The sequence below is a fragment of the Psychrobacillus sp. FSL K6-2365 genome (genome assembly GCF_038003165.1).
In the GTDB taxonomy this organism is placed as follows: domain Bacteria; phylum Bacillota; class Bacilli; order Bacillales_A; family Planococcaceae; genus Psychrobacillus; species Psychrobacillus psychrodurans.
Map to the genome: position 1 here is coordinate 2486486 of NZ_JBBOOO010000001.1, position 16954 is coordinate 2503439.

Genomic DNA, 16954 nt, shown 5'->3' on the forward strand with positions numbered 1-16954 from the left:
ACTGTTTTTAAGCTTTTCATTAGGCTTCGGAATGAGTACTGTTCGTTATATTATTGTCATTGATTTTTAGAAGCTCTTAATAAGTATGGTCAAGACTGGTCTATCTTTTCTCGGTAACTTATGTCTTTTGTCTGTCAGCTGGACTCCAACTAGATCTTTGTCGTCCAATACTCTTATAATGAAATTACTCCTTATCTCAATAGTTTAAATTACTTTTTGTTTAGTGAGTTAACTACGTTTAACAATTACCTACCGGAATTTACGGATGAGATGTCCCTGCTTCTTATAACATCAATTGCTATGTAAAATATATTATTGAGCACTACTAATGAAAAGCGGAAGGTTCACTGCAAATGAATATGGGCTCGGTCATTCATCCTTTAAGGATCATGAAACCAGTGCTCACTTACTATTTTATATACTAAAAAAAAAAAGCGCCTATTCAGGCACTCTTCTAAATTACTATATACTAAGTATTTTAATCTTTTTATAGATTACTGACCATCAAAACTTACTTCAACATTATAAGCTTCTGGCCACTCACGTTTAACCTGATAAATAATTTCTGATGCTTTTTTAGTCGATTGTTCATTTGATACAACATCTATAAAAACATCACTTTCTTCTATACGAACTAATGCGTCATCATAACCTAATGACTTGATGATTAATTCCAGCATCGCTTCAGTGGAATCAATTTTAACTAGTTCCTCAATTTGGTTATATGCCTCGTCTTTTTGTTCCGCAGTAAATTCATTGGAACCTACTTTTGTAGTTAATTGATCACGAAGTTGACTGCGTTTTTCAGTTACTTCCATTCTCATTTCTTCAAATGCATTACTTTTAGAAGCAAATGATTCTTCATTTGTCGACGAAGTTTCTACTAACCCTACCTCATCTAACGTATCATCGGAAAATAGTTGAATCCCATCGAATGGAGATGGTCGATCCGATACATAGAAAACCGTCACTACTGCTACTAAACTAAATAATGTTAAAAACCATACAGATCTTTTTCTATTCATATTATTTATCCTCCAATTCCATTTCTTCTATCACAATTCGATGTGGAGATATTTGCAGTACAGATGAAAGTGTCTTTATTAAACTATTTTGTATACGTTTATCGTTCGCCCCTTCCGCAACTACTAGTATTCCAATCAATTCCTCTTTGTCCTTTTTACTGTCACTTGTCCACTGGAATAATGAAAGATCATCACTTTCCGAAGTGTTTTCAGAACTAACATCGTAATGAAAATAAACTGCAACCTTACCTACCCCATTAATCTTTTCTAAAATAGATATTAGATTTTCTGAGTCTTGATAGGCTGGAACTTCGGTTTCAATATTGCTCCCTTCATCACGAGTAAGTAGGTCAGAAAAAAGTAGACTAATGAAAAGAACAGCTATACAAATGACAACAAAACGAAAAGTGGGTTTTTGTTTGAATGAAATTGTGAATCACCCTTCTTTTCATGATGGTTACAATACTTTATGCAAGACAACCTGTTTATATGAAGAGAAAGGAAAGAATCCAATAGATAATTGCAATTTTCACAAGAAATCCGTTCCTTTCTTTATCGGTATGCTCCAATAATATAGAGATTAACTCTCCAATTAGAACAATCATTAAAATACCTAAGAGAAGTGTCGTAACGACGATGGTTACTATCCTTTCCCACTTATTAATAGTTTTGCAAATAACATCGTTAAAATAATTGTAAAGAAAAACGTAAACGCAATTAGCACTGAAATTATAGAAAGTACGAACAGCGTCTTACCAATATCATCTAGTAGTCCACTTATATTGCCGTCAACAAAAGGCTCTAAAATAGCACCTAGTAAACGGTATAAAAAAGCAATAAGAATTGTTTGTATGGTTGGAATAGATACCAACATTAGCACAGATAGAATAACTGCGTTTCCAGTTATAACTGAAGCAGAGGAGGAAAAGTTCTTCATCGTACTAATACTTTCCGTCAATAAAGATCCGACAAACGGAATATTATTTTGAATTAACCGCTTTACAGTCTCATTAACGGTCCCACTTACAGACCACGTAATCACACCGTTCACTGACATGAAAATACTATATAAGAGAAGAATAATAGAAGTAGATCCTATTAAAGTTAAACGGATGAGATCAGACATTTTGGAAAATGAAGTAGGAGGATGAATTCTACTTATTAAGTCAAATATAAAAGCAGCCATAATGGCAGGTATTAAAATTTTCCCAGCTAATACTGTAGTGAAGGAAGCAAATAACATAACAGCTGGATTCCATGATGTAATTAGAAATGCTCCTCCTGAAGCAGCAATCCCGAGTGTTAAAATGGGATATATACCAAGGAAGAGAGTAACTAGTTCACTCGTCATAGCCTGTATCATTTCTAATGCTCGAATAGCGGGTTCCAAACAGTAGATGCATACTATGAGCATAAATAATAATTTAAACAATCTTTTACTCGACGGAATAAACCACTCTAGACATATAAAGACAAATCCAAATAATAGAATGTACGAAAATGTTTGTGCTACCTCTTTTATAGGCTGCAGTAAAGACATTAGTATTTCTTCCATTGCTGTTCATTCCTTCAAGAGAGTAGTCCCAAAATTGATAAAAACTTGTCATAGAATTGCTGCATATGATTTAGCCAGACAATGAGCAAAATAGCTTTTGTCGTAAAAGTGAATAGCGAGGCAAGGCTTGTATATTCATAGTCCAAAAAAAGTTCTTCGATGATCTGTGAAAGAAATAATAATACGACTGAAAATAAAAGTAGTTTAAAGACCGGTAGTAGATTTGCTGGAATGACGGAGATGTACTGGGAGACATAAGGAATGATAAGTACCGTGAATATATAAGTTAAAAAGAGAAAAATGTAAATCGTATATACAATTGAATGAATGCGAGGGTATGTTTCTTTTACTAATTGCAGCAAAACAAATGCTAGAATAATTGTAATGTAAATGACCATTAGCTAACTCGTCATCATAAGCCATTCTAAAAATGTAGATATTTCGTAAAAAAATAGTTTCAACAGTCGCAATAATTCAATTGTCATATATATATAACCAACAAAAAACAAAAAAAATGCAAACTCCTTTTTACCAGTGGATTCAAAAAACAAGTGAAGTATTGCTATTAATAAACCAATACCCGCAACTCGAAGTACATCGTGAAGTTCCACAATGCCTCCCCCTTCCATACAAACAACATATGATGGATTTAGATGGATTATGAAAGAAAGTACTAAACCACTTTTAATTCGTTTCTGATTGTCTTTAGATCGACAAGTCTTTCCTAAATCGGGATCAGGTGGATATAGCAGTTCATTAGGCAAATCGCTGAGGGGCGAGGGCGTATACACCAGTGTCCTGGGCGTTCGTAAGCTTCCTGGCGGTTTTAACTACTACATATTTTGATTGCAGCGAAAACGTCCCTCTCTTATAGATATTATTCTTTTAAATACTAGGACTTCTAAGTAATTCTTCGTTAAAAAAAAGCCTCACAAATGTGAGACTCTACATTGTATACATTAAATTATTGAGCTCTTGATACGTATGAGCCTTCATCTGTATTGATGATTAGTTTATCACCAACATTTATAAACAATGGAACCGTTACTACTAAACCAGTTTCAAGACTAGCAGTTTTAGAACCGCCACCTGAAGTATCTCCTTTGATACCTGGCTCTGTTTCTGTTACCTCAAGAATAACCGTTTTTGGTAATTCTACTCCCAATGTTTCTCCTTGGAATTGAATTACATGTATTTCCATATTTTCGCGTAAGAATTTTAGTTCGTATTCAATTTGGTTTTCACCTAATTCGATTTGTTCGTAAGAATCTGTATCCATGAATACATGTTGATCTCCACTAGCATATAGATATTGCATTTTACGGTTATCAATTTGTGCTTTTTCTACTTTTTCTCCAGCACGGAAAGTTTTTTCATTTACTGAACCGTTACGTAAATTTCTCAATTTAGAGCGTACGAATGCTGCGCCTTTACCAGGTTTAACATGTTGGAAATCCAATACTCTGTATAGTACCCCATCAACTAGTATTGTTAAGCCTGTTTTAAAATCATTTACTGAAATCATTATTTTCCCTCCAAATTAAGATAAAATTAGTAATTCTTTTGTCGAATGCGTTAACTTTTCTAAACCATTCTCCGTAACAAGAGCATCATCTTCGATTCGCACTCCACCAATGTTCGGAAGATAAATACCTGGTTCTATCGTAATAACCATACCTGGCTCCAAAACAATATCAGAACGGAATGATAATCCCGGACCCTCATGTACTTCTAATCCGATCCCATGACCTAATGAGTGACCGAATGCTTCACCGTAACCTTTTGAAGCTATATAATCCCTAGCAATAGCATCTGCTTCTTTCCCAGTCATTCCAGGTTTAACTTTTTCTAAAGCCAGTAGCTGTGAGTCGAGGACTACTTGATAAATCTCTTTCAATTTATCACTTGGTTCTCCAACAGCTAACGTACGTGTAGTATCTGAAATATACCCATTGTATAATGCACCGAAATCTAATGTTACAAAATCTCCATTTTCAATGACCTTATCAGTAGCAACCCCGTGCGGAAGTGCTGAACGTGTTCCAGAAGCAACTATTATATCAAAGGAAGAGGAAGTTGCTCCTTTTTTACGCATGAAAAATTCCAATTCATTGGATACATCAAGCTCGGTCATACCTGGTTTTATGTAAGTTAAGATATATTCATATGCTTCATCAGCAATACGACAAGCTGCCTTTATTATACTAATCTCTTCGTCCGTCTTAATCAAGCGAATTTTTTCAACAAGTCCTGATAGTGGTACTAAATCGGCTTGTATTGCTTGTTTGTATAGTTCAAAGTCGCTATAAGTGACATCATTTTTTTCAAATCCTAATGAGTTTATCCCCATATCTGTAACTTGAGTAGCAATTTCTTCGATTATTGTTTTCTTATGTTGTACTATACGAAAATCTTTGATTTGACTCGCTGCTTGCTCTGTGTAACGGAAATCCGTTATAAACATAGCGTCATTTTTAGAAATGATTGCTACACCAGCTGTTCCAGTAAATCCTGTCATATATCGTATGCTATGACCATTTGTTATTAATAAAGCATCTACTCCGTTTTCTTCAAGTGCTGCACGTAATTTACCAAGTTTCATTTTTAGCCCTCTTCTCATTTTAAAATATCCTATTTATATATTTTATCACAGTAAGTGGGGGCGGTAAATTTTTCATTTTCCAAGTGGGGTGTCCTGGGAGTGAAATATCGCTGATTCCATGATGAAACGAACAGCAACAATAACTATACATATAAATGGTATAGATAATTTTTTTATTGTTTTCTCTATTGAATCTGCATCTAAAATAATCCATTCAAGTGCTATGGCGATTAGGAGACCCAAAGCAATACTAGTTATGGACACTGGAATTTTGGCAAACAATAAACAAACATAATATAAAAGAAAACAAATCCCCCATATGACTAAAAACAAAATTATCCATTTAACATATACGTTGCTCCCTTTTAAAAATTGAAACGTCTTTGTATATCCTATAGGATCCCATTTAATAAATTGGAAATAATCCAGAAATTTAAATAGAATGGTCGTGAAAATTGCTGCAACGAGACTAGTACTAATTGATAATCCTTTCATGTAAATCTCCTTTGTTTTTCCATAGTTTAAGCGAATGGACTAGTTATTAAACGTAGGAATAAAATAAAAGCACAAGTGATAAGGGCTTATCAGCTTGTGCTTTATCATTATAAAGAATTTATATGGCAGATCATATTGTGTATCCAACATTCAAGTACTAGAATGAATCAAATGAACCCTAAATTTGAGGTATTTATAAGAGAAAGACAGACAAGTAATCTCGATTAATTTTTTGAAAAAAGAGAAGATGATTGTGACGTTAATCACGATCATCCTCTCTTAAAATTGATTCTGTCCAAGGCTCTCCGAAAAAAGATAGAATCAGATTTCACTTTAAAGCGCTTAAGCTTTTGAACTTATCGGATTACAACCCACATTTTAGTTGGGCATTACAATTGGTGCATGTATTACATCCACCCATTTCTTCTACAGTACCTTTACGACAAACAGGGCATGTATTTCCAACCTCTGAACCAATTGTTACATTAGTTGAACGTAAATCTTGAATGGTATCTATTAAAACTACATGTCTTTTTTCTACTTTTTCTTCCTTTGGATGATCTTCTAATGTATTTTCCTCTGCTTTTAAGGTTAAAACTTGCGAGTCACGACTTCCATCGACATACACAGTACCACCCTTAGCTCCTCCGCGATATAAACGCTCGTAAACACCCTCTACCTGTTCAACTGTATAACCACGTGGCGCGTTGACCGTCTTAGAAATAGAACTATCAATCCAGCGCTGAATTATACATTGTACGTCTGCGTGTGCTTCTGGAGCAAGTTCCATAGCAGTAACGAACCAATTTGGAAGATTTTCTTCTTCTGCTGTTTCATTGCTCTCTAAATATTCTTGTACAATATCTGCTTTTACCTCGATGAATTTACCTAGACGTCCACTTCTGTAATAAGTGAATGAATAATAAGGCTCAAGTCCAGTAGAAACGCCTACCATTGTTCCAGTAGAACCAGTAGGTGCAACTGTTAATAAATGAGAATTTCGAATACCATTTTCTAAAATAGAGTTTCGAATGTCTTCTGGCATTGAACTCATAAATCCAGTTTCCGTAAATGCTTTACGTAAACGATTCGTTTCCTCTTCTGTTTCACCAGTTAGGAATGGGAAGCTTCCACGCTCTACAGCAAGTTCTGCTGATGTTTCATAAGCAGCAATCGCAATTGTTTTAAAGATTTCGTCCACTAAAACATTACCTTCATCAGAACCATATTCTTTTTCACAATAAATTAACAAATCGGCAAGACCCATCACACCTAAACCTACACGTCTTTCACCAAGTGCTTGTACTTTGTTTTCTTCTAAGAAATATGGAGTAGCATCAATTACGTTATCTTGCATGCGTACGCCCACACGGACTGTTTCTTTTAATGCTTCATAATCGACTGTTTTTGTGTCTTTATTTGCAAATTGTGCTAAATTCACAGCAGCCAAGTTACATACAGAATATGGAGCAAGCGGTTGTTCGCCACAAGGATTAGTTGCGACGACTTTTTGTCCGTATGCTGTTGCATTCGTTTTTTCATTAGCATTGTCAATGAAGAAAACACCTGGTTCAGCTGAATAAGTTGCACAAATGTTAATCAAATTCCATAGCTCTTTCGCTTTTACAGTGCGATAAGTACGAACTTCGTAGCCCATTCTTTCCCATTCACGAACATCACCAATTTTATGCCAATTTTCATTGTAGAATTTCATCTCTTCTGGAGAATAAGCTTCGGTTGCTGGGAAACGCAATTCAAAGTCGCCGTCTTCCTCTACAGCCTTCATAAAGTCATCCGTAAGCGTAACGGAGATGTTTGCACCAGTCAAAAACTCGGAATTATGAACAGAATAAGTTCCGCCATCACGTAATTTTGTTTCCGCATCACGAATTATCTCACTATTAAATCCACCTAAACCTGGAATTGCTTTATAATTTATAATTCCTTGATACATAGCTTCTTCCTGAATTGTTAGGGGTTTGAATTTAAGCTTGTCCTTCGCTAGTTGTTTAATCGTTTCATCATTCGTATTTTCAATCAAGAAACGCAGAATACGAGGATTTTGCATTTTCGAAATTATAAATTCTGCAATATCAGGATGCCAATCTGCTAGCATTATCATTTGTGCGCCTCTCCGTGATCCACCTTGTTCAACAAGATGAGTCAGTTTAGCAATATCATCTAACCATGAAACAGAACCAGATGATTTTCCGTTCACTCCGCGAGCTAAAGTATTTCTAGGTCTTAGAGTAGAACCATTTGTACCAACTCCACCACCACGGCTCATAATTTCCATTACTTGCTTACGGTGATCACTGATTCCTTCACGAGAATCTGCAACGAATGGCATTACATAGCAGTTGAAATAAGTTACATCTGTTCCTGTTCCTGCACCGTACAGTACTCGTCCGGCTGGGATAAATTTCAAAGAAACTAGTTGTTGATAGAATTTCTCAAACCATTCTCCACGTTTTTCTTCTGTTTCTTCTACAGATGCGAGTCCTGTTGCATTTCTTTTGGCAATTTGCTCGTAATAAACTTCAAGAGGTTTTTCAATGACACTTAAAGGACGAGTAATAATTCCAGACTCGATTTTAGCAGCATCGTCAATTGCACTTCGGTAATCTTCCTCTATTTGCACCTCAGCTGTTTTTGCTTGTTCGTTAATAGAGACGATATAGCCCAGTCCACGTGCTGGGAATTTAGGATCTTCTTTCACGGTTAGAACGACAAAATCGCCCTCTTTTAACGTTTTCTTTTCTGTATCCTTAAAAGAATAGCGATCAATCATGACAAGTCTCGACACACCTTTATGTGTAAGTGTCATATCTTGCGTAATAGGATGAACTTGTGGAAATAATTGAATATCTTTGTTTAGTGCTTCGACATTTAAAGTAAGTTTGGTTTCATTTTTGGCTGTCACCATTTACTCTTCCTCCTTTCTACAAATTGCGATTGACACAATATGTAGTGGTTTTAATAATAATACGACACAATATGTAGAAGGTAAAGCAAATTGATTAGGGATTTTAAATATAAGAACTAATTTCCTATATTTCATTTTTGCTATAAGACATTGTTACTTTTATTTTTTAAAATTCCATTCATCATTGTCATACCTTGTCGCTTCTAGTTCTTTTACGTAAGTTTGTTGTTCTTCTGTTAATGTATATTCAACCAATTCAATCTCCAAAGCATCAGCAAATCCTTTTTTAAAGGCAACTTTACATTCTTCAATCGTTATCGGTTTTGATATTATTTTGTTAATAGAGACAGCTTTTTGAGATAGGCCTTTCCTCACTCTATTTCTTACCTCGTCAGAAGTAAATTTAAACGTTTCAATTAACTTATCTTCATCGAGGTCAAGTAAAATCGCACCATGTTGTAGAATAACACCTTTTTGCCTTGTTTGAGCACTTCCAGCCACTTTTTTTCCTTCTACCACAAGTTCATACCAACTCGGTGCATCAAAACATACTGCGGATTTTGGTTTTTTTAAATTTTCTTTTTGTTCATCTGTATTTGGAATAGAAAAATAAGCGTTTAAACCAAGGTTTTGAAATCCTAATAGTAAACCTTCACTAATAACACGATAAGCTTCTGTTACAGTAGCAGGCATACTTGGGTAACTCTCTGTAACGATCACACTGTATGTAAGTTCGTGTTCGTGAAGCACCCCTCTTCCTCCAGTAGGTCTACGAACAAAACCTAGTCCTAATCTTTTCACTGCATCCATATCAATCTCTTTTTCTACGGTTTGAAAATAACCAATTGATAATGTAGCTGGATTCCATTCGTAAAATCTAATAACTGGCGGAATAAGCCCTTCACTATGCCAATCAAGTAATGCTTCATCCATCGCCATGTTATAAGATGGACTACAGGGTCCAGAATTTATGAAGTACCATTTTGCCTTTTCCACCTTAATCTCTCCCTTCACAACGAGTATCATTTTATCAAATAGATTGAATTGTATCTAGCACTTCTTTTATAATGAATAGGAAACATAGAAAGGGGAAAGACCGTGTTAGAATTATTGTATTTTGTCATTGCTATACTCGTTGTACTTTTAGTCTATGCTGGAATCTCGGCATACCGTTTAAAAAAAATTGTTACTAACCTCACGCAAGAGCAATTCATTGAAGGCTATCGTAAAGCCCAACTGATTGATGTTCGTGAACCGAAAGAATTTGATGGTGGACATATTTTGGGAGCAAGAAATATCCCTTCATCTCAATTCCGTCAACGATACAAAGAAATTCGACCAGACAAGCCAGTGTATTTGTATGATCAAAGTGGCGCAAGAAGTTCTCGTTCAGCGATGTTTTTAAAGAAAAAAGGATATACACAATTATTCCAACTCCAAGGTGGATTCAAAGCTTGGACAGGTAAAGTTAAATCTAAGTAATACATAAGGTTCTTCTAATTTAAGAGGAACCTTTTTTCTTTCATCCATATTATTTTGGAGGGTTTAGATGCAAAAACATATATTATTTTCCCATTCAGAAGATTTTAGAAAGACTCACCCACATTATGAAGATTTTGCGATAGTTTCTAGACGAATTATTGCTTTATTGAACGAACGGACGAATGAAAGTTGGCAATCTATCGATATTGGTGAATCCATCCTCCAACTAGATGGGAACTTGTTAGAAATGATGGAAAAAAACTTGCTAAAATATGAGGTGCTTTGCTCCATTTTCGAAGCAAAATCTCAGGGCAAAATTTCCAGCAAGTCTCAATTATCCTTCGAAAATAAACTAGAGGTTGTAGAGACATTTGAGAACAATTTGATTTTATTTCCACAATATAATGTTGCATTGACCTTAGCATTCAATTATTCTGGCGGAAATACATGGCCGGAATATCAACTTTATTCAACATCTGTTGAACAGGCGTTAAATTTTTTACAAGAAATTAACGAAAAGCTGAGACAATTGTTAATGCAGGCCGTTACATATCTTGTGGATACGGAAAATGGTGTCCAGCGTAGAAATTACGGAGAGCAAGCTGCAGTTAATAGGGAGGATGTCCTTCTAGCAGAAAGTATTAAACAGGATATTTTCCGCTCGATTGATGAGTTTTTTAAAAAAGATGGCTATTTTTTCAAGGATTACGGACTTCCGTACAAACGTGGAATTCTGCTATATGGGGCTCCAGGTAATGGAAAGACAACATTAGTAAAGTCGATAACAGGCTCTACTAAAGCACCTGTTGTCTATTGGCAGATTACAGAGTTCACTGGCAGTCATTCTATTCAAGAAGTATTTGGTATTGTTACGAGGCTAGCTCCAGCCATTCTAGTTATTGAGGATATAGACTCCATGCCTGAATATACTCGCTCGGTCTTTTTAAATACCCTAGACGGTGCGCAATCCAGAGAAGGACTATTTATCATAGGAACAACCAACTACCCTGAAAAAATAGATCCAGCACTTATTAATCGTGCCGGTCGATTTGATCGGGCATATGAAATTCCTTCTCCAACAGAAACGGTACGACAAAATTATTTACGAAGACTTGATATCAAAGAAATCTTCTCTGACGATCAAGTAAAAAAAATGGCAAAGCTCTCAAAAGGCCTTTCAATGTCTCAATTAAACGAATTATATATGTCCGTAGCTCTGAACTGGCACTATGATGGAAAATTAGACTTCGAGAAGCGAATTGAAGAATTAACGAAGCAAAATAACCGTACCAATAAGAACAAATGGGAAAATGATGAAAATTCAATCGGGTTTAACTATTAATGAACTGAGTGATATAATTTGCATGTTACTAAAGAATCGAAAAGATTTTACTATGTAATCGCTATTCTAATCTCCATAGTTTTTGGCCTAGCTAGTAGATATATCAGTGCTTTACCTATGATTATAATAAATCATGCTGGTGATACATTTTGGGCAATTATGGTGTATTTTCTATTTCGAATTATCTTTGTACACAAAAGTCTGCATTTGGCGATTTATTTAAGCTTTGTTTTTTGTTTTTGCATCGAATTAAGTCAGCTATATCAGGCAGACTGGATAAATACAATAAGAGGTTCTTTGCTCGGTTCTCTAATACTTGGCAAAGGATTCCTTCCTGAAGATTTGATACGATATTCTATTGGTATTGTATTAGCTTATTTGCTGGATAAATGGATTTCTACTAAGTGGTGTAACTATCATTAGAATTATATATGTTTTTACTTGTTATGAATGTCGTAAGCCCATCTTAAAGTCAAAATCTGCCTCTAACGTCTTCAGTAGGTTTTGATCAGACTTGTAGCTATATTACAAACGACAGATTAAAGAGAGATTATTCGTAGCTGACGTTACGAACAATCTCTCTTTTCTCGGTACCCATATGGGGATTAACTGTCCTTCGCCGTCCGAAGAAGGGAAGAAAGCACTCATCTGGAAAACTATTTTTTATTGCTCATTTGCTAAATAACGGTCTCTCAAAATATTGCAATGATGTAGCTCATGACCTAGAATTATCACAACCAGTGCCCTTGCAGTTACATTATAATTATTCGCAGTTCCACTTTTTTGCATACTCTCCGCATCTATACTCTTCACGAGATGAATAGTTGAACTACGAACAGCTTGGAGGTTTTGTAACAAATCATTTATCGATTGCTCATTGAATGACGCTGCTTTTACATATACCTCCTCATCAAAGCCTGGAAGTGATACTGCATCCCCTCTAACAACAGACAATAGTCTGTGAGCCATAATTCGTTCTGTATCTGCCATATGCCCTAACAATTCTTTAACGGTCCATTTCTCAGCCGCATAACGGAACATTCCCTGTTCCTCAGATAATTGGGAAACGAGCCTAGTAGTTTTATCAATACCCTCTTCTAATAGATTAACAAAATCCCCTTCAGAAACAAGTTCAACATAACTTTGATAATACGGAGCATATTCAGCTTTTCCTAGTATTTTTTGCACTATAACCCCTCCTATACTTTATAAAGTATTTATTCTATTGGAAGTTCAATAATTCCTTTAAATTAGAAATGAATGGCAAAAAGTGCGATCCTAGGAAGAATCGCACGATTGCTATTATGCTTTTGTATATCGTAATACCGGCTTACGTGCAGCTTTTGTTTCATCTAAACGGTTTATCACCGTAGTGTGCGGTGCATCTTGAACGATTTCTGGGTTTTCTTCTACTTCTTTCGCAATTTGAATCATCGCATCACAGAAAGCATCTAAAGTTTCTTTTGACTCAGTTTCTGTTGGTTCGATCATCATGCCCTCTTCTACATTCAATGGGAAGTAGATCGTAGGTGGATGATAACCAAAGTCAAGCAAGCGTTTTGCCATATCTAGCGTACGAACACCAAGTTTCTTTTGACGACGACCACTTAGTACAAATTCATGCTTACAATGACGATTATAAGGTAGATCAAAATGTTCCTCTAAACGTCTCATCATGTAGTTTGCATTTAATACAGCATACTCTGTTACCGCTTTAAGACCATCTGGACCCATCGAACGAATATACGTGTATGCACGTACATTAATACCGAAGTTACCGTAGAATGGTTTTACTCTTCCAATTGTTTGCGGTCGATTATAATCGAATGTATATTTGTCTTCCTCTTTTACAAGAACTGGACTTGGTAAAAACGGTATCAAATCAGCCTTAACTCCAACTGGACCTGAACCGGGACCTCCGCCGCCATGTGGACCTGTAAATGTTTTATGCAAGTTCAAGTGAACACAGTCAAAGCCCATATCTCCAGGACGTGCTTTTGACATAACAGCATTTAAATTTGCACCGTCATAATACAATTTACCACCCACACCGTGGATAATCTCAGCTAATTCCAAAATAGTTTCTTCAAATAAACCTAAAGTATTTGGATTAGTTAGCATCAACGCAGCAGTATCTTGGCCAACAACACGACGTAAATCCTCCAAGTCTACTAAGCCTTCCTCATTGGATTTAACTGTAATCGTTTCAAAGCCTGCAACTGTAGCAGAAGCAGGATTAGTTCCATGTGCAGAGTCAGGAACGATTACTTTTGTACGTTGTGTATCCCCATTTGCTTCATGGAAAGCTCGAATCATCATTAAAGCTGTCCATTCACCATGTGCACCTGCAGCAGGTTGAAGTGTCACTTCATCCATTCCAGTTATCTCGATTAAATGCTCTTGAAGATCATACATTAATTCCATTGCTCCTTGAACAGAGCTTTCATCTTGTAATGGATGAATATTAGCAAAGCCAGGGAAACGTGCAACTGATTCATTAATTTTCGGATTGTATTTCATCGTACATGATCCAAGTGGATAAAATCCTGTATCCACACCATGGTTACGATTAGATAAAGCTGTATAGTGACGCATAATATCTAGTTCAGATACTTCTGGTAATTCAGCTTCCTCAGCACGTTGCATACCTTCTGGTAATAGAGTTGATAAATCTACTGCAGGCACATCTAGTTCAGGTAGATTATATCCTACACGACCTTCTTTTGTTATTTCAAAAATTAGTGGTTGATTATCCTTATGCATAAAGAGCCCCCATTTCTTGCACGAGTGCATCTATTTCCTCTTTTGTTCGCTGTTCTGTTACAGCGATTAATACATGATTTTTCAGATCAGCATTTACGCGACCTAAGTCAAAACCACCGATAATTCCTTTTTCAAGAAGTCCTTTATTTGCATCTGCAACTGAACCGTTTACTTTTACAACGATTTCGTTAAAATGAGCTCCTTGATACACCACTTCAAATCCTGCTTTTTCAAAGGATTGTTTTGCATAATGTGTTTTTACGATATTTTGGGTTGCCATTTCTTTTACACCTTTTTTGCCAAGTGCAGTCATCGCAACAGAAGCAGCAAGTGCATTTAATGCCTGATTTGAACAGATGTTCGAAGTAGCTTTATCTCGACGGATATGCTGTTCACGAGCCTGCAACGTTAACACATAGCCACGACGGCCCTCTTCATCCGTAGTTTCACCAACTAAACGACCTGGTACTTTACGCATAAGCTTAGAATTTACTGCAAAGAATCCACAATGTGGCCCACCAAATGCTTCAGATATTCCAAAGACTTGCGCATCTCCTACTGTAATATCTGCTCCAAATTTACCTGGAGGTGTCAACACACCAAGTGCAAGTGGATTAGCGGATACAACGAATAGCGCATTTTGCGCATGTGTCAGTTGTTCCACTGCCGCTAAATCCTCTATTTGTCCAAAGAAATTAGGATATTGGACCATTACTGCCGCAGTATCTTCATCTACTAACCCTTCTAATTTCACTAAATCCGTTACGCCGTCTTTCATTGGCACAGTTACTACTTCAATATTTTGACCTTGTGCATATACCTTCACTACATCGATATATTCAGGATGAACAGCCTCAGAAACAATTAGCTTTTTACGACGTGTATGACCTGCAGCAAGATTCCCTGCTTCTGCTAATGCCGTACCACCGTCATACATAGATGAATTCGCTAGGTCCATTCCCGTAAGTTCACATATCATTGTTTGAAATTCAAAAATTGCTTGAAGCTCACCTTGTGAAATTTCTGGTTGATAAGGAGTGTAAGCTGTATAAAATTCAGATCTAGAGATAACATGATCTACAATAATTGGTTTGAAATGATCATATACCCCAGCACCTAAAAATGACGCGTATTGTTTACTGTCAGCATTTTTTGCAGCTAGCTGGCTCAATTCTTTAAGAAGAGCTGATTCCGCTTTTGCAGGTTTAATATTGTACTCACCTTTAAAACGAACTTTTTCAGGAATGTCTGCAAACAATTCATCAATCGCAGAAATGCCAATTACATCTAGCATTTCTTTTTGATCTTGTTCAGTCATTGGTAAATAACGATGCTTCATCAATGGACAACCTCTTTCTATGTCTTATTTTTCTCTTTTATAAAACGGAGTTGCTACTGTTATTGCTTTTAATCGTTTATTTCTTATCTCAATTTCCACCTCTTGCCCAAGTTCTGCAAATGTTGTGTCAATTAAAGCTAAACCAATATTTTTCTTAAGAGTAGGAGATTGTGTACCCGATGTAACATGACCAATTTGCTTATTATCTACAAATACCGGATAGCCCGTACGAGGAATTCCTTTATCAATCATTTCGATACCAATACTTTTTCTTGGTACACCATTCTCTTTTTGTTCAAGCAAGATAGCTTTACCATTAAAATCTTGGTCTTTGTTAAGTTTTACGACAAATCCAATATTAGCTTCAAGAGGAGTAATATCTTTTGTTAGTTCCTGTCCATATAGTGGTAAACAAGCTTCAAAACGTAATGTATCTCGAGCACCAAGACCACATGGAATAATACCCTCTTCTTTACCTGCTTCTAATATGCTGCTCCACAGCTCTGTTACATCATTTGCAGATGCATATATTTCAAATCCATCTTCCCCTGTATAACCAGTTCGAGAGATAATGACATCTTTACCAGCAACATCGATATTATTTGCAAAACGGAAAAATCCAATCTCACCTAAATTTTTGGTAGTCAGCTTCTGTAAAATGACTTGCGCTAACGGTCCTTGTAAAGCAAGTAAACCATAATCTTCTGATTTATTTACTAGTGTTACATCTCCAGTAATATTTTCCTGCATCCAGTTAAAATCTTTTTCGATATTTCCAGCGTTAACAACAAGAAGATAATGATTATCTTCAATTTTGTAAATTAATAAATCATCAACGATACCGCCATCCTTATAACACATGGCTGTGTATTGTGCTTGACCATTTACTAATTTCGAGACATTATTCGTCATAAGTTTTTGAAGATATTCCTCACTATCTGTTCCTGTCAGGATTATCTCTCCCATATGAGAAACATCAAACAAACCAGCTTTCGTTCTTACTGCTTCATGCTCAGCCTTGATACTTGAGAATTGTACTGGAAGCTCCCAACCTCCAAAGTCAATGGTCTTTCCTCCGTAATTTGCATATACATCAAATAAAGGTGTTCGTTTCAACTGTTCTGCCAAAATAATCTCCTCCTTCACTATTTCCATACAAAAAAGGACAGATTAACCCCTTTGAAAAAACAAGGGTTCTCTGTCCTGGGACCTGAAAGTTTACCAAAAATGGCTTTCCTCTTTGGTGGCTTCACGTATGTATAAACGAAAGCGCTCTCCAGAGTTGCGTCCTATACGAGTTCTTTTGCCTGAGAGATTCATAATTTTCATTACTTGCTCCTTCGGCGACGCAGCTAATGCGTTCTCTCCCCGTATAATCATTCGCGATATCTGTATAACTCACTCTTTGTCTATATCCTAACATTC

General features: G+C 36.1%; 17 protein-coding genes and 1 riboswitch. Of the genes, 3 read left to right on the plus strand and 14 right to left on the minus strand.

Going from position 1 to position 16954, the window contains the following annotated elements:
• Positions 1-494: 494 nt before the first annotated feature.
• The 10 genes from MKY29_RS12280 to MKY29_RS12325 all read right to left on the minus strand — a co-directional run bounded on the left by MKY29_RS12280 (position 495) and on the right by MKY29_RS12325 (position 9599).
• The gene (locus MKY29_RS12280) at positions 495-1025 is read right to left on the minus strand and encodes a SpoIIIAH-like family protein (RefSeq protein WP_241600038.1); all 531 of its coding nucleotides are present in this window, start codon (positions 1023-1025) and stop codon (positions 495-497) included.
• A gap of 1 nt (position 1026) precedes the next feature.
• Complete coding sequence (locus MKY29_RS12285) at positions 1027-1164, minus strand: hypothetical protein (RefSeq protein ID WP_241600037.1); 138 nt, start codon at positions 1162-1164, stop codon at positions 1027-1029.
• A gap of 504 nt (positions 1165-1668) precedes the next feature.
• On the minus strand, positions 1669-2580 hold the full coding sequence (locus MKY29_RS12290) for a stage III sporulation protein AE (protein ID WP_090563688.1): 912 nt from the start codon (positions 2578-2580) through the stop codon (positions 1669-1671).
• Positions 2581-2594: 14 nt separating this feature from the next.
• Positions 2595-2978 (minus strand): hypothetical protein, encoded by a 384-nt coding sequence (locus tag MKY29_RS12295; RefSeq protein ID WP_139219710.1) that lies wholly within the window; start codon positions 2976-2978, stop codon positions 2595-2597.
• 3 nt (positions 2979-2981) lie between these two features.
• Positions 2982-3191, minus strand: coding sequence for a SpoIIIAC/SpoIIIAD family protein (locus MKY29_RS12300; protein ID WP_090563692.1), 210 nt, complete (start codon positions 3189-3191; stop codon positions 2982-2984).
• 353 nt (positions 3192-3544) lie between these two features.
• Positions 3545-4105, minus strand: coding sequence for an elongation factor P (gene efp, locus MKY29_RS12305; protein WP_090563694.1), 561 nt, complete (start codon positions 4103-4105; stop codon positions 3545-3547).
• Positions 4106-4120: 15 nt separating this feature from the next.
• Positions 4121-5182, minus strand: coding sequence for a M24 family metallopeptidase (locus tag MKY29_RS12310; protein WP_093496643.1), 1062 nt, complete (start codon positions 5180-5182; stop codon positions 4121-4123).
• A 72-nt stretch (positions 5183-5254) separates the two neighbouring features.
• Positions 5255-5677 carry a hypothetical protein gene (locus MKY29_RS12315; RefSeq protein WP_093496642.1) on the minus strand — a complete coding sequence of 141 codons (423 nt, stop codon included), beginning with the start codon at positions 5675-5677 and terminating at the stop codon, positions 5255-5257.
• Positions 5678-6041: 364 nt separating this feature from the next.
• A complete protein-coding gene (locus MKY29_RS12320; RefSeq protein WP_340879953.1) occupies positions 6042-8603 on the minus strand; it encodes a vitamin B12-dependent ribonucleotide reductase in 2562 nt (853 codons plus the stop codon).
• Between the two features lie 159 nt (positions 8604-8762).
• Positions 8763-9599: a lipoate--protein ligase family protein gene (locus MKY29_RS12325; protein ID WP_093496640.1), complete on the minus strand. Its 837-nt coding sequence runs from the start codon at positions 9597-9599 to the stop codon at positions 8763-8765.
• A 102-nt stretch (positions 9600-9701) separates the two neighbouring features.
• Between MKY29_RS12325 and MKY29_RS12330 the strand changes: the two genes are divergently transcribed.
• The 3 genes from MKY29_RS12330 (at position 9702) to MKY29_RS12340 (ending at position 11850) form a co-directional block, all read left to right on the plus strand.
• Positions 9702-10085 (plus strand): rhodanese-like domain-containing protein, encoded by a 384-nt coding sequence (locus MKY29_RS12330; protein ID WP_090563703.1) that lies wholly within the window; start codon positions 9702-9704, stop codon positions 10083-10085.
• Positions 10086-10152: 67 nt separating this feature from the next.
• Positions 10153-11427: an AAA family ATPase gene (locus tag MKY29_RS12335; protein WP_241600034.1), complete on the plus strand. Its 1275-nt coding sequence runs from the start codon at positions 10153-10155 to the stop codon at positions 11425-11427.
• 18 nt (positions 11428-11445) lie between these two features.
• Positions 11446-11850, plus strand: a complete 405-nt coding sequence (locus tag MKY29_RS12340; RefSeq protein ID WP_340879954.1) for a ribosomal maturation YjgA family protein — start codon at positions 11446-11448, stop codon at positions 11848-11850.
• 240 nt (positions 11851-12090) lie between these two features.
• Here MKY29_RS12340 and MKY29_RS12345 read toward each other — a convergent pair whose 3' ends face one another.
• From MKY29_RS12345 to gcvT, 4 genes are all read right to left on the minus strand, one after another.
• Entirely contained in the window at positions 12091-12615 is a 525-nt protein-coding gene (locus MKY29_RS12345) for a DinB family protein (RefSeq protein ID WP_340879955.1), read from the minus strand.
• 114 nt (positions 12616-12729) lie between these two features.
• The gene (gene gcvPB / locus MKY29_RS12350; RefSeq protein WP_340879956.1) at positions 12730-14190 is read right to left on the minus strand and encodes an aminomethyl-transferring glycine dehydrogenase subunit GcvPB; all 1461 of its coding nucleotides are present in this window, start codon (positions 14188-14190) and stop codon (positions 12730-12732) included.
• Positions 14183-15529 carry an aminomethyl-transferring glycine dehydrogenase subunit GcvPA gene (gene gcvPA / locus MKY29_RS12355; protein ID WP_340879957.1) on the minus strand — a complete coding sequence of 449 codons (1347 nt, stop codon included), beginning with the start codon at positions 15527-15529 and terminating at the stop codon, positions 14183-14185. The genes gcvPB and gcvPA overlap by 8 nt, the downstream gene beginning before the upstream one ends.
• 24 nt (positions 15530-15553) lie before the next feature.
• A complete protein-coding gene (gene gcvT, locus MKY29_RS12360) occupies positions 15554-16657 on the minus strand; it encodes a glycine cleavage system aminomethyltransferase GcvT (protein WP_340879958.1) in 1104 nt (367 codons plus the stop codon).
• A 157-nt stretch (positions 16658-16814) separates the two neighbouring features.
• A riboswitch (glycine riboswitch) is annotated at positions 16815-16909 on the minus strand.
• Positions 16910-16954 lie beyond the last annotated feature (45 nt).

Coding starts and splice junctions, on each gene's coding strand:
- MKY29_RS12280 (WP_241600038.1), bottom strand. CDS start 1,025: ATGAATAGAAAAAGATCTGTATGGTTTTTAACATTATTTAGTTTAGTA.
- MKY29_RS12290 (WP_090563688.1), bottom strand. CDS start 2,580: ATGGAAGAAATACTAATGTCTTTACTGCAGCCTATAAAAGAGGTAGCA.
- MKY29_RS12295 (WP_139219710.1), bottom strand. CDS start 2,978: ATGGTCATTTACATTACAATTATTCTAGCATTTGTTTTGCTGCAATTA.
- efp (WP_090563694.1), bottom strand. CDS start 4,105: ATGATTTCAGTAAATGATTTTAAAACAGGCTTAACAATACTAGTTGAT.
- MKY29_RS12310 (WP_093496643.1), bottom strand. CDS start 5,182: ATGAAACTTGGTAAATTACGTGCAGCACTTGAAGAAAACGGAGTAGAT.
- MKY29_RS12315 (WP_093496642.1), bottom strand. CDS start 5,677: ATGAAAGGATTATCAATTAGTACTAGTCTCGTTGCAGCAATTTTCACG.
- MKY29_RS12320 (WP_340879953.1), bottom strand. CDS start 8,603: ATGGTGACAGCCAAAAATGAAACCAAACTTACTTTAAATGTCGAAGCA.
- MKY29_RS12335 (WP_241600034.1), top strand. CDS start 10,153: ATGCAAAAACATATATTATTTTCCCATTCAGAAGATTTTAGAAAGACT.
- gcvPB (WP_340879956.1), bottom strand. CDS start 14,190: ATGCATAAGGATAATCAACCACTAATTTTTGAAATAACAAAAGAAGGT.
- gcvPA (WP_340879957.1), bottom strand. CDS start 15,529: ATGAAGCATCGTTATTTACCAATGACTGAACAAGATCAAAAAGAAATG.